This window comes from Arcicella sp. GW458-12-2-14-TSB2, from assembly GCF_059423785.1.
This window is the reverse complement of sequence record NZ_JBWKYN010000173.1, coordinates 1-12,873: the sequence shown is the minus strand read 5'-3', so window position 1 is coordinate 12,873 and position 12,873 is coordinate 1. Positions and strand designations below refer to the sequence as shown.

Here is a 12,873-nt window from a genome sequence, read left to right as displayed (position 1 = left end):
ATAGTTTCTCATATTTTATGTAAAGTTCGGAAACTTTTCATTCTATTTTTAATTTTTGATAAAGAAACACAATAAGTGACTCTTTTTTTACGTAAATAAGTACAGTTTCGGATAAAGCTTTTTAAGCGTTTTTACGACCAAAAATAAGTTTCTGCCTATGCCTTGAATCTAGCCGTAGCTTTGCTTATTTATTAAACGGTAGTATTTTTCCAAAAAAATGTTTTATCTTTGCATTGTATCTGTGGAAATATACAAAATCGTTCTTTGAATTCACATTAATATAATCCTTTCTTTAACTACTGTACTTCAGTAGCTTACTTATCATTATTTCATTATCCTGATAAATACCAGGAAACAATTTCCACAGAAAAATCCTAATTACTTAAATATTCAAACATTATTTTTTTTCGTTAAAGTTTCGTGTTTTTTTTCGAGTCGCTCTTTAATTATTGTTCACGTAAGCCAAAAGAGGTTTACCTAAATCCCAAATCAAGGATATGAAAAAATTGATTAAATCAACAGTAACCGTTCTTTTACTGAGTTCAGTACTTTATGCTTGTAAGGTGAAACAGCAACAGAGTAGCCTTTCACACGAGATTCAACAAGCTGTACTACCCCACAAAAGCAATGCCTTACTTACAGCAATGTTAGCTAAAAGTTGGATAATAAATGTAGTGAATTACCAAGCTGATGCTCGTAGAAATGTATTATACGAACGAGGAGTAGCCGCTAATTTACATGATTATTCAAAAGAGGCTTTCAGATTAACAAGTGATGAAGAAGTAGATTATACGGATGGCGCTGGTAAAATTCACCATGGTACTTGGACATTGAAGGATGATGATTCCAAACTATTGATGTCTTTTGAAGATGGAGAAGAAATACAATGGGATATCGTTACGACTGATAAAAACCATTTGGATTTACATCTTGCCATTGATGCCAAAAAAGTAAAATGGAATATTCAAGACTTAAGTCAAATTGATATTCAAACTGCGGTTGTCTTTGCTGGCTTTTATGCTGGAATTGTGGATGAAGATACCCAGAAAGTAAATGTAACCTATCGGATGATGCCGAGAAGCTAAAAAAAAGAGCCATTTCTCATGCGAAAAATGGCTCTTTTTTTATAATAATTCTTTTGTAGGAGACCAGAAGAGTTCTTTAAAATGTTGAATCTTATCGTTTTTCACAATAATTCCTTCTGCTTCAAGTAATTCTTGCATTTTGTTGCCACCAAAGAAAGCTTTGCCAGTTAATACACCATTACGATTCACCACTCTGTGTGCTGGTATTGAATCGTCAGTATGAGAGGCATTCATTGCCCAACCAACCATTCTAGCACCACCCTTTCCACCCAAGTATTCAGCGATAGCGCCATAAGAGCTTACTCTGCCGAATGGAATCAGCTTGACTACTTCATAGATATCCACAAAATTGTTTTTCATCTTACAACTGTTCCCTGTCTCTTGCTTCGTTCAAAAGCTCTTGATACCAAGCTTCGCCATATTTTCTGATTAAAGGTTCTTTTAGAAATTTATATAGCTCAACGCCCAGTTGTTCGCCATGAGAACAAGCATCAGAACAAATGTGCCAACGGTCGTAATTAAGGGCTTCATAATGCTCGTACTTAGTAATCCTGATAGGGTAGAGATGACAAGAAATTGGTTTTCGCCAAGTAATTTTTCCATCAAAATAAGCTTGTTCTATCCCACACTTCAAGGTATTTCTATCATCATAAATAGCATAGGCACATTCCCTGCCTTTGATTACAGGTGTTGAATAATCACCTTCCCAATCTTTTACATAAATGCCTTCTTCTTCAATCGTTTTAATTCCTTCTTGCGAGAGATAAGGCTTTACTTCCTGATAAACCTGATTCATAATAGATAGCTCATCATCATTAAGCGGAGCTCCTAGGTCACCTTCCACACAACAAGCACCCTTACATTTGATAAGATCACAAACGAAGAACTTTTCGATAATGTCGTCGCTAATGACGGTGTCTTCTATCAATATCATAATAAATTTTTATTTTCGTTTATATCTTGGGATGCATTTAGCACCTTAGATAATTAAGCTGTTTGAACTTTTCCTTTCGGGTTAAACTAAGTCTTTTAGAATAGCTTGTTCCAAAATTTTCTCAACGTAGCGATGCTATGCTTCGCAAATTTTGAAAAAATCAATTCAAAAATACAATACTTTCACCTAAGAAACGGAAAGTTTAAACAGCTTCAATGCAAAATTACAGTAAAATTTAATGTAATGACTGAAATTAGCATAATTAACCCTTCATACTCCACTAATTTAAGAAAAGGTATTTTTTCATATCTTTATTGAGATAATTAAATATTGAAGGTTTAATGTTACTTTAGGTAAATTTTTTATCTTCATTATTTTAATAATAAGCTATTAATCTTTATTAGATTACAACTCAAGAAAATAAATTAATTATGTGGTAAATAGGATGAAAGCTTACTCTTTTCATTTTATTTCTCTTAGAATTTCTAAATTATGAACAAGTATTTTTTGGTAGTTTTAATGCTTTTTTCTTATACTTTATCTAGAGCTCAGTCTTTGCCTCGTAGTATTAAAGTTGGTTCTATCAATGTAAAATATGATAGTTATGCTAAGGGTATTATTGAAAAAGAAATACAGAGTTTGAACAACAATCGTAAATACCTTGATGTACTGGTGGATAAAATGGCACTACATTTTCCAGTCATAGAAAAGATTTTAGCAGATGCTGGCATTCCCGATGAAATAAAGTATTTGTGTGTGCAAGAAAGTGTTTTTGATCCAGATGCTATTTCGATTTCTGGAGCAGTTGGCTACTGGCAGTTTAAAAGCGAAACAGCCAAAGAAATAGGCTTGAGGGTAGATGGAATCGTGGATGAAAGAAAACATCTTGCGGCATCTACTAAAGCAGCAGCGGTTTATCTGAACCGAAGCAATTCGTTGTTAAACAATTGGATGACTACCGTACTTTCTTACCGTATTGGACAAGGGGCTATCAAAAACCATCCTGCTACAGACTGGGCAAATAAAAAAGAAATTACGGTTACAAACACTACAGATTGGTATTTACTTCGTTTTTTGGCTCATCGTTATCTATTAGAGATTGAATACAACAAAGTGAAAAATAATGCTAAAAGTGACTTTTTATATGAATACAGTAATAGTAGAGGCAAGAGCATTACTGAAATAGCGAATGAATTATCGGTAGCTCCTTCGGTGATAGCAGTGAATAATGTTTGGTTAAAAAGTACATCAGTACCTAAAGACAAAGACTATATTGTATATGTACCGATGACTACTCAGAAGTATAAAGAATTGAGTCAGAATAATGCCAATCAGAAGAACGATGGTAATAAAAACAGTACGAATGATTTAGGTTTTCCTGTATTGGTGCGTCTCACGCAAGGGAATAGTAAAACTGAACCTATTTATTTTGAAATTAATGGTAAGAAAGGCATAATGGCTATCGAAGGGGATACGCCAGAAAGTATAGCGAACCGAGCAGATATCAATTTACATAGGTTTTTGAAATACAATGATTTAGATATTGATAGCAGAATTATTCCTAACGAAGTGTATTACCTAAAGAAAAAAGACCATAAAGCAATGGTGGCTTATCATACTGTTCAGGATACTGAAACACTTTGGGCTATTTCACAGATGTATGGCATTTATCTTGAAGACTTAATGGCAAAAAATAGAATAGCTTCCTTACAGCGTTTGCAAAAAGGAAGATTACTATGGTTGATTGATACAAGGCCAGATACACCGATTCAATATGTGGAAATGCCTAAAGTAAACCCTGTGGAGAAAACAGTTATCATATCGACGCCTCCCAAACAAGTAGATACTACTAAGTCTGTCGTAATTCTTGATAAACCAAAGGAGGAGAAGCCAACCGAAGTTGCCACTAAAGATAATAAACCTTCAGGGACGGGAGTGGTTGACAATAAAGTTACGACTAAGGAAAGTACAGTACCTGTAGCAAAAGATAATACTCAAGTCAGCGATAAAACGAGACCAGTTTTTACAGACCCTGCAGGCCCTCCGAAAATTATTATAGAAGAAAAAATAGTAACTAAAGAATTGAAAAATCATACAGTATTGGCAAAAGATACTTATTTCTCAATAGCCCAACTATATGATATGAAGATAGGCGAACTTTTAACCTTGAATGATTTAAGGCTTGATGAAAAACTACGTGTAGGACAAGTTATCAAAGTGTATAAAGTGAGGATTACGCCCATTTCTGGAGCTTATGAGAGTGAAAAGAAATTGGATGGTAAAAAAGATGAGAAAGTTGCTGATGTAAAGGTTAAAGAAACGACTGATAAAACACCAACTATTATTAATAACCCTAGTAAAGTTCTGACAAAAGATGACCCTGCAAATGCTAAGGTAGAAATCCCTAGAATAATTACGAAAGAAGAAGTTGACCGAAAAAATATGGAAGCTATTAAGAGTGCTTCTAGAAATATCCATACTGTAAATGCTGGCGAGACGCTTTATAGCATCGCTAAACTACATGGAGTAACTGTGGCTGACCTTAAAGCGTGGAATAATTTAACTACCAATACTGTAGAAATAGACCAGCAATTATGGTTTTCTAAAAATAGTGGCAAACTGGTTGAAACGAGTGATTACGAAACTGTTACGCCTAAACCTATTAAGAATGTAGTGAAACCTGTTGAAAACAATATATACCATATCATGAAAGTAGGAGAAACAGTGTTCAAGGTTTCACAAATATATGGTGTTACTGTAGAGCAAATTGTTAAATGGAATAATCTCAAGAATTTCTCAGTAAGCGTAGGGCAGAGGATATTGATTAAAAAATGAGGAGACTTTAGGACTGGAGGACTTTAGGACTCTGGACTTTAAGACGCTAGATATAAGACTTTGAGACGTTAGACTTTAACACGGTTTACTTTAAGATGTTAGAGATAAGATATAATCTGCAAGCACATCTTTTGTCTAGCGTCTTAAGTCTAAAAATCCTAAAGTCCTCTAGTCCTAAAGTCTCCTCATTTCTTCCTACAAACCATCAATCCATCTCTAATAGGCATCAGGATATTTTCAGTTCTTGGGTCTTCATGACACATCTTGTTGAAATCCAACAAGTTTTGGGTATCCTTATCAATCTTTTTATTAGGCTCCGTGTTAGCTACCTTACCACTCCAAAGTACATTATCAGAGATGATATAACCGCCCTTTCGTACTTTATCAAATACCAAATCATAATATTTTTGATAGCTCATTTTATCAGCATCAATAAATACAAGGTCAAATGTTTCCTCAAGCATCGGAATGATTTCAGCGGCATCCCCAATTCTATAATCTATTTTTGCTGCATAGTCAGAGGCTAAGAAAAATTGTTTTGTAAAGCTCTCCAATTCTTCATTGATATCAATCGTTATAATTTTTCCACCCTCAACTAATCCTTCAGCCAAACATAATGCAGAATAACCTGTATAAGTACCAATCTCTAAGATAGTTTTAGCTTGCATCATATGGGAAAACATCGATAAAACTCGTCCCTGTAAATGCCCTGAAAGCATTCTAGATTGAAGAATTTTAGCGTGTGTTTCTCTGTTGAGATTAGCTAATAATTCACTTTCTGGGGAAGTATGGTTTTCCGAATAATCATTGATATTTTTAGGTAAAAAGTCCATTGTAATAATTTTAAAAGATTGTTATGATAAAACACGCTGATAAAGTGATTGTAATTGCAAGGCTATGTTTTCAGCCGAAAATTGGGCGATGTGTTGTTGTCCATCTAAAACCATTTGTTTCTGCATTTTTTTGTTGGATAACACTTGCAAAATCTTGCTCGACAAATCGTTTACATCTTCGGGGTTTGCATATAAAGCACCTTTCCCCCCCGCTTCTTCCAAGCATGAACCCGTAGCCCCAATGACAGGAACCCCCGAATGTAGGGCTTCTAGAATTGGAATACCAAAGCCTTCGAATACCGAAGGGTAAACAAAGAGGGATGCCCCTTGATACAAAGCTGGTAAGTCTGCAAAAGGAACTTTATTGAATATTTTGACATTTGTAAGTGAATATTCCGAAATATAATCCTCAAGCTGTTGTTGATAGGCTGATTTTCCTCCTACCAATATTAACTCATAGTCTGAAAGATGTAATTTATGGAATGCTTTTACGAGTAATAATTGGTTTTTTCGTTCAGTAATAGTAGCTACACAGAGGAGGTATTTTTTATGAATATTGTATTTAGCTTTACTTGCTTCAATATCTTCCTCACTAAGCTTTTCCTTGAAAACATTATCCGAATCTTGATAGACTACGGCAATCTTTTCTGGATTAATTTGATAGTATTCAATAATATCCCGTTTGGTTTGTTCACTAACAGCGATAACCAAATCTGCATATTGACAAGCTTTCTTGAATTTTAATTTGTAAATAAACCTATCAAAGGCGGGGTATAAATTGGGATAACGCTCAAAGATTAAGTCGTGGATGGTAACGATAGCTTTGATATTGTTTCTTTTTAAACCAATAGGTAGTTCATTACTAAGCCCATGAAACACTTCAATACCATCTTTTTTTAAGTCAGCGGTAATCAAAAAACTTCTCCAAAAAGATTTCAGTTTTTTGAAAGTTGGCATTCTGATAGTGAAATTAAGGGAGGGAGTCTTCAGGTATTTTTCTGTAAAGGGAGCTGTGTTTACCTTAGGCGTGTAGGCAAAATAAGTATCTTCAGCGTTATATTTTAATAGAGCATCAATGATAAATCGGCTATAATTTCCTAAACCCGTATTATTGTTGAAAGCTCTTTTAGCATCAAAACCGATTTTCATTTTATTAAATAATTGGTGGATAGTGATTTGTTTTAACTTTTGAATCAAATGAAAATAAATTTCATAGATTTCTGCACAAAATTACCTTGAATTGGGTTAAATAAAAATGAGAATGATTTGTTTCGTAAATAATAGCTATATCTCACTAGCATACCATGCTATGAACGAATATTTTAACACTATTTGTTTTATGATATAACAAGGCTTAAAATTACTTAACTTTGTATTTAAATTAGATTATATTTTATAAAAAACGAGCAATATATTATTTATAAAATTGCTCGTAAATGATACGCATGTTAGAAATACAAGAATATAGATTATCGAATGGCATTAGAGTAGTACATCGACAAGTAACACATACAGCAATTTCACACATTGGAATCATGTTGGATATGGGGAGCCGTGATGAGAAAGCTCATCAACAAGGCTTGGCTCACTTTTGGGAACACATGGCTTTTAAAGGTACTAAAAAGCGTACTTCATTACAGATTATCAACCGATTAGAAATAGTTGGAGGAGAGTTGAATGCCTATACAACGAAAGAGAAAATCTGTTTTCATGCTTCTATTCTGACGCCTCATTATGAACGTGCGTTAGAATTATTAGCAGATATTACCTTTAATGCTAGTTTTCCAGATAAACAAGTAGAGCGTGAGCGAGGCGTTATTTTAGAAGAAATGGCAATGTATTATGATTCACCAGAAGATGCTATTCAAGATGATTTTGATGAAATTGTCTTTGCTAATCATCAATTGGGGAAAAATACCTTGGGGAATCAAGAAAGCGTTTCAAATTTCAATAAAAAAGATTTATTCGACTTTATCGCTGAAAACTTGGATACTGAACGCGTTATTTTTTCGTCTATCGGTAATTTGCCTTTTAAAAAAGTAATACAGTTGGTTGAGAAGTTTTTAAAAGATATTCCTGCTAAATCTTCCAATTTAATCAGGATTCCTCCAGCAGATTATAAACCTCAGAATATCAGCATTACAAGAAGTATTACGCAAGCCCACGTTGCCATCGGACGAACATCATTTGCCTTGGCTGACGATAAGCGATTGCCTTTCTTTATGTTGGTCAATTTATTAGGAGGGTTTGGGATGAATTCAAGGTTGAATCTAGCTGTACGCGAACGCAATGGCTTGGTGTATGCCATTGATGCTGGCTATACGCCTTTTATTGATACGGGATATTGGGGAATTTATTTTGCTACCGAAGTAAAACGATTGAATAAAGTAAACGATTTGATTTTGAAAGAGTTGAAAAAGTTGAGAGATATTACCTTAACAAAAACGCAACTACAAAATACCAAAGACCAGTTGATGGGGCAAATGGCGATGTCGGAAGAAGGGAATATGAGTTTCATGCTGATGATGGCCAAAAGCCTTTTAGACATTGATAGAATAGATAGTCTTGATTATTTATTTGAGCAAATAAAGAAAGTATCGGCTAGTCAATTACAAGATTTAGCCAACGAAATGTTTCAAGAAAAAGACTTGAGCTATTTAACCTTTTTGCCAGAGTAATTAATGAAGCTGTTTAAACTTTCCGTTTCTAAGGTGAAAGTATTGTATTTTTAAATTGATTTTTTTAAAATTTGGGAAGCATAGCATCGCTACGTTGAGTAAATTTTGGAACAAGCTATTTTAAAAGACTTAGTTTAACCCGAAAGGGAAAGTTTAAACAGCTTCAATATTATATAAAAATTTAATTGCCTTAAAGTTGTTATCTTTAAAGCTGTAGACACTTGCATTTATATATCCACATTCCTTTTTGCCGACAAGCTTGTCATTATTGTGATTTTCATTTTAGCACTTCGTTAAAGTTAAAAAGGGAAATCATCATAGCGATTTGCCAAGAAATAAAACTTCAAAGGGATTATCTTCAACATAAACAATTAGACACTATTTATTTCGGTGGAGGTACGCCTTCATTGTTGGATGAGCATGATTTAGCCTTGATTTTCGAAACGATTTATCAATGTTTTAGCGTAAATGAGGGAGCTGAGATTACTTTAGAGGCCAATCCTGATGATTTGACAAAAGATAAAATAATGCTTTTTCAGCAATTTGGGATTAACCGACTGAGTATTGGGATTCAATCATTTAATGAAAATCATCTAAAGAAAATCAATAGGATTCATACTGCTCAAGAAGCAGAAACTTGTGTTAAATTGTCTCAAGATAGCGGTATTCATAATTTGACCGTCGATTTAATCTATGCTATTCCTTCGGAAAGTCACGCTATTTTTGAAAATGACTTGCTGAAAGCTACTAACCTAGGGCTTAATCATATTTCTGCCTATTGTTTGACAATAGAACCTAAAACTGTTTTTGGGAAATGGCTAAAACAAGGAAAGATTGAAGTAATCAATGATGAATTTGCTAGTCAACAATTCGAAATATTAGTCAAACATTTAGCTGATAATGGTTTTGAGCAATATGAGATTTCTAATTTCGCCCGGAATAATCAATATGCAAGACATAATACTAGTTATTGGAAACAAGAAGAATATTTAGGAGTTGGCCCTTCGGCTCATAGTTTCAACCATCAAAGTCGCCAATATAATATTGCTAATAATGCTCAATATTTAAAATCGTTAGATAAAGGTCTTGTACCAACCACCATCGAGTTGCTGACTAACGAAGATAGAATCAATGAATATTTACTCACAGGACTGAGAACGAAGTGGGGATGTGATGTAGAAAAGCTCAATCAATTGTTAGGAAATAATTTTCTTGATTATCAAAAAGATATGCTTGCAGGTCAGTTTGTAGAAAAACTAATTTATCTTAAAGATGATACGCTGTTGATTACGGAAAAAGGGAAATTGTTTGTAGATAGAATTGCCTCAGATTTATTTATTGCTTAAATTTTAAACTCTTTTTTATTAATCAGAAATACGTTTCTACGAAACATCGTAAATTTGTATTATAATCCTTTCTACCTACTGCTTATTGATGGATAAATAGAAAGGAATAGATCGTTAATAAAAATTAATCGTGATATTACATGGCAAAAAATACGTTCAGAACTCCTCCGCCAGAAGAGAACTCAAATTTAAACCCCAATTTATTTCAATCTTCCTGGAAGACCTTTGGGATATTTAATAGACGCCATCCCATTTTTCAATATATAGCTTCCCTTTTTATTAAGTTCGTGATTTACTTTATCTCCATTACTCTAGCATGGGTATTGGTATTAAAGTTTGTTCCTATTTGGGTAACTCCCACTATGATAGACCGTAAAGTAACAGCATTGTTTAACGGAAGAGATTCGGAAATTCATTCAGATTGGGAACCTTATGAAAATATATCTAAAGAGGCAGCCTTGGCTGTAGTAGCTTCTGAAGACCAGCTATTTCCTCAGCATTTTGGTTTTGATTTCAACGCGATGTGGGGCGCTTTTCGCTACAATTTAAAAGGAAAAAAAATAAAAGGAGCAAGTACTATTTCGCAACAAGTTGCTAAAAACGTTTTTCTTTGGCAAGGACGTAGCTATGTCAGAAAAGTATTAGAAGTGTATTTTACATTTTTAATCGAAATCGTGTGGGGCAAACAAAGAATTTTAGAAGTTTATTTGAATGTGGCTGAAATGGGGAAAATGACTTTTGGGGTTGAAGCCGCATCCTTGCGCTATTATGGGCACAGTGCTAAATCAATCACTAGAACAGAAGCTGCGAGAATCGCAGCCGTTTTGCCAAGTCCTAATAGATTTTCAATTACGAATCCTTCAAAGTATGTTCAACGAAGAACCAGCTTTATCACACGCCAAATGAGAGGGCTAGGAGGCAAAGCTTATATCGCTGATTTATAGACAAACTGATTAATTTAGAGCGTAGATTATTAAAACACGCTCTAAATTAATCATAAGCGATTAAATTATATTTATCAACTAACTTCATCACTCTATCAGCATAATACTTACCACCTTTATGAGAATACCCTTTCTCGCCAATTGAATAAACAAAAGTATATGCTGCTGAATATTTTTCTACTCCTGCCGCTAATTGTCCTCTATAAAATCTAGGAATGTCGCTATAATCACGTTTCCATTGCCCTGTTTTGTGCATGAAAATTTCTTCTACCAAAAAAGTCATACAATCTCTTCTCGAATTAAATCGTTTGTACCAGTTATCAGGACGATTTTCTTCATCATAAATATATTGTCCATTGTCAGTAACTCTTATAATGCCTACTTTGCCTTGATTTTCATCAGGTTGCCCTTTTAGCTGATATGCATTAGAAGGATTTCCCCACCATTGTTTGATGCCAAGGAAGTTATTAGCGTATATTGCATTTCGACTAAAGCCATAACCGCTTTCTAAGGCAGACATTGCAATGATTATGCTGGCAGGAACTTGATACTTTTGAGATAAATACTGAGCATCTTGACTGATGTCCAAAATGAAATTACGAGCTTCGTCAGCCGTAGGGTGTCCAATGGCTGTTGTATAAACATTTTGGTTAGTTCCCAGAATAGGGTCTTCATTTGGAGTAGGAGGGAACTTGAAGGAAGTAGTAAAATTATCTGAATATTGATAACTCGGTAGCATTCTATCACGAGATAGATTATCATCAATAGATGCAGATAGCTTGTTATTCCTACCTGTATTATTGCGTTCAAGAATTGTAACGTTATTATCAAATGTTTTACCAGACACTACGATTTGTCCGTATGATACATTGACAGTATCATGTCTAGCAGATATTCCAACAAATTTTAATTGTTTGACACCCGGATAACTGAAAAGGAACCTGAATACGGCCTTGTTCGATTCGACCATAGCTGTGCCTAAACTTTTATTATCAGAATATACTTTTACTCTATGCACATTATCTCCGACACGGAAGATAAAGCTTACATCATCGCCAACTTGTACTTTTTTTTCATAGTCTACATTAAATACAAATCGATTAATTTTATTTGATGGCGTAAATGCAAATAAAATAAAACCCAATAATAAGATGCCTATTACTTGGTTAAAAAAACTGGTTTTGACCATTGATAATTAATTTGTTAGATTTTTGGATTTTAACTCAGCGGCGGATAAGAATAATCCTTTTGTTAATCTTAACAAAAAAGAATTGTGCCTAATTTTTTATATCATTAAGCACAATGCAATATAGAACTTTTTTTTACAAATTTTATTTAGTTGCTATATAAAAAAAATCAAAACATTCCTCTGCATCATCAGATAAAAAATAATCTTGATACGTAATTCCTGTTACTAGTTGATTATCTGATTGTTGGATAAGATTTCTGCTCATTCTGTTCGCAATATCATAAGGTATCTGCAACATCCATCTAGGCAAACGATACTGTAAATTAAAAATATCAAATCGGGTAATTTTTTCTACAGAGCGTTTATTTTCTTCATAATAGCTCATTACCTTCTCATTACCATGCACCCCTTGTGTTTTGATACTGGCAAAATGCTTGAGAATAAGATTTTTAAGTTCCGAAGCTAGGTATTCTCTTACATGCCAAGGGTTTCTTGAAAGCGAGTACTTCTTATTAACGGTTGTCAAAATAAGCTTTCCACCCGGTTTTAATACTCTATGAGCCTCTTTGATGAATTCATTATCGTCTTCTATGTGTTCGATTACCTGAAAAGTAACGATATAATCAAAAGTATTGTCGGCCAATCCTTTCAATGGAGGTAAAAACATATCGATAAATTTGAACGTAGGGTATTGAGCCGTCAATTGATTCATCAAAGGCTCATTTTTATCAACGCCTGTATAGTTTGAAACAGACGGAGCCAAAACAGCCACTCCTCTTCCTGTTCCACAGCCAATTTCTAATAAGTTTCCAGAAACAATTTTAGCGGCTTCAATGTAAGGGAATAATAATCGTTGATGAACAGGATTATCTGAAATAATTTCTGAAGAAGCAATCTCGGTTGTTTTATACATGATATTGAGTAAAAAAGAATGTTGTACTTTAAAATCTTTGAATTTTTTATGTTTCAGTAATAATAAGCTCGTAATCAATTCTTTATAAAGCCTACTATTAGCTTTTAGTTAATTAC

General features: G+C 33.9%; 11 protein-coding genes. 5 read left to right on the top strand and 6 right to left on the bottom strand.

The window, feature by feature from the left end:
• Positions 1-497: 497 nt before the first annotated feature.
• Positions 498-1,085 carry a lipocalin family protein gene (locus AC07XN_RS19785; RefSeq protein ID WP_309924316.1) on the top strand — a complete coding sequence of 196 codons (588 nt, stop codon included), beginning with the start codon at positions 498-500 and terminating at the stop codon, positions 1,083-1,085.
• Between the two features lie 39 nt (positions 1,086-1,124).
• On the opposite strand, the gene AC07XN_RS19780 is transcribed toward AC07XN_RS19785, so the two are convergent.
• Both AC07XN_RS19780 and AC07XN_RS19775 read right to left on the bottom strand, forming a co-directional pair.
• The gene (locus AC07XN_RS19780) at positions 1,125-1,445 is read right to left on the bottom strand and encodes an MGMT family protein (RefSeq protein WP_494744292.1); all 321 of its coding nucleotides are present in this window, start codon (positions 1,443-1,445) and stop codon (positions 1,125-1,127) included.
• A 1-nt stretch (position 1,446) separates the two neighbouring features.
• Positions 1,447-2,019 carry a DUF3109 family protein gene (locus tag AC07XN_RS19775; RefSeq protein ID WP_309924323.1) on the bottom strand — a complete coding sequence of 191 codons (573 nt, stop codon included), beginning with the start codon at positions 2,017-2,019 and terminating at the stop codon, positions 1,447-1,449.
• Between the two features lie 492 nt (positions 2,020-2,511).
• Between AC07XN_RS19775 and AC07XN_RS19770 the strand changes: the two genes are divergently transcribed.
• The gene (locus tag AC07XN_RS19770; RefSeq protein WP_494744291.1) at positions 2,512-4,854 is read left to right on the top strand and encodes a LysM peptidoglycan-binding domain-containing protein; all 2,343 of its coding nucleotides are present in this window, start codon (positions 2,512-2,514) and stop codon (positions 4,852-4,854) included.
• Positions 4,855-5,039: 185 nt separating this feature from the next.
• Here AC07XN_RS19770 and AC07XN_RS19765 read toward each other — a convergent pair whose 3' ends face one another.
• On the bottom strand, positions 5,040-5,687 hold the full coding sequence (locus AC07XN_RS19765) for an O-methyltransferase (RefSeq protein ID WP_494744290.1): 648 nt from the start codon (positions 5,685-5,687) through the stop codon (positions 5,040-5,042).
• A gap of 21 nt (positions 5,688-5,708) precedes the next feature.
• Positions 5,709-6,836, bottom strand: coding sequence for a glycosyltransferase family 4 protein (locus AC07XN_RS19760; RefSeq protein ID WP_494744289.1), 1,128 nt, complete (start codon positions 6,834-6,836; stop codon positions 5,709-5,711).
• Between the two features lie 296 nt (positions 6,837-7,132).
• Between AC07XN_RS19760 and AC07XN_RS19755 the strand changes: the two genes are divergently transcribed.
• The 3 genes from AC07XN_RS19755 to mtgA all read left to right on the top strand — a co-directional run bounded on the left by AC07XN_RS19755 (position 7,133) and on the right by mtgA (position 10,655).
• The gene (locus AC07XN_RS19755; protein ID WP_494744293.1) at positions 7,133-8,365 is read left to right on the top strand and encodes a M16 family metallopeptidase; all 1,233 of its coding nucleotides are present in this window, start codon (positions 7,133-7,135) and stop codon (positions 8,363-8,365) included.
• Positions 8,366-8,586: 221 nt separating this feature from the next.
• A complete protein-coding gene (gene hemW, locus AC07XN_RS19750) occupies positions 8,587-9,711 on the top strand; it encodes a radical SAM family heme chaperone HemW (protein WP_494744288.1) in 1,125 nt (374 codons plus the stop codon).
• Positions 9,712-9,851: 140 nt separating this feature from the next.
• On the top strand, positions 9,852-10,655 hold the full coding sequence (gene mtgA, locus AC07XN_RS19745; RefSeq protein ID WP_323248282.1) for a monofunctional biosynthetic peptidoglycan transglycosylase: 804 nt from the start codon (positions 9,852-9,854) through the stop codon (positions 10,653-10,655).
• Positions 10,656-10,701: 46 nt separating this feature from the next.
• Here mtgA and AC07XN_RS19740 read toward each other — a convergent pair whose 3' ends face one another.
• Positions 10,702-11,844: a glucosaminidase domain-containing protein gene (locus AC07XN_RS19740; RefSeq protein ID WP_494744287.1), complete on the bottom strand. Its 1,143-nt coding sequence runs from the start codon at positions 11,842-11,844 to the stop codon at positions 10,702-10,704.
• A gap of 142 nt (positions 11,845-11,986) precedes the next feature.
• Positions 11,987-12,757, bottom strand: coding sequence for a class I SAM-dependent methyltransferase (locus AC07XN_RS19735; RefSeq protein WP_494744286.1), 771 nt, complete (start codon positions 12,755-12,757; stop codon positions 11,987-11,989).
• Positions 12,758-12,873: the final 116 nt, after the last annotated feature.

Coding starts and splice junctions, on each gene's coding strand:
- AC07XN_RS19775 (WP_309924323.1), bottom strand. CDS start 2,019: ATGATATTGATAGAAGACACCGTCATTAGCGACGACATTATCGAAAAG.
- AC07XN_RS19770 (WP_494744291.1), top strand. CDS start 2,512: ATGAACAAGTATTTTTTGGTAGTTTTAATGCTTTTTTCTTATACTTTA.
- AC07XN_RS19755 (WP_494744293.1), top strand. CDS start 7,133: ATGTTAGAAATACAAGAATATAGATTATCGAATGGCATTAGAGTAGTA.
- AC07XN_RS19785 (WP_309924316.1), top strand. CDS start 498: ATGAAAAAATTGATTAAATCAACAGTAACCGTTCTTTTACTGAGTTCA.
- AC07XN_RS19760 (WP_494744289.1), bottom strand. CDS start 6,836: ATGAAAATCGGTTTTGATGCTAAAAGAGCTTTCAACAATAATACGGGT.
- AC07XN_RS19735 (WP_494744286.1), bottom strand. CDS start 12,757: ATGTATAAAACAACCGAGATTGCTTCTTCAGAAATTATTTCAGATAAT.
- mtgA (WP_323248282.1), top strand. CDS start 9,852: ATGGCAAAAAATACGTTCAGAACTCCTCCGCCAGAAGAGAACTCAAAT.
- AC07XN_RS19765 (WP_494744290.1), bottom strand. CDS start 5,687: ATGGACTTTTTACCTAAAAATATCAATGATTATTCGGAAAACCATACT.
- AC07XN_RS19780 (WP_494744292.1), bottom strand. CDS start 1,445: ATGAAAAACAATTTTGTGGATATCTATGAAGTAGTCAAGCTGATTCCA.
- AC07XN_RS19740 (WP_494744287.1), bottom strand. CDS start 11,844: ATGGTCAAAACCAGTTTTTTTAACCAAGTAATAGGCATCTTATTATTG.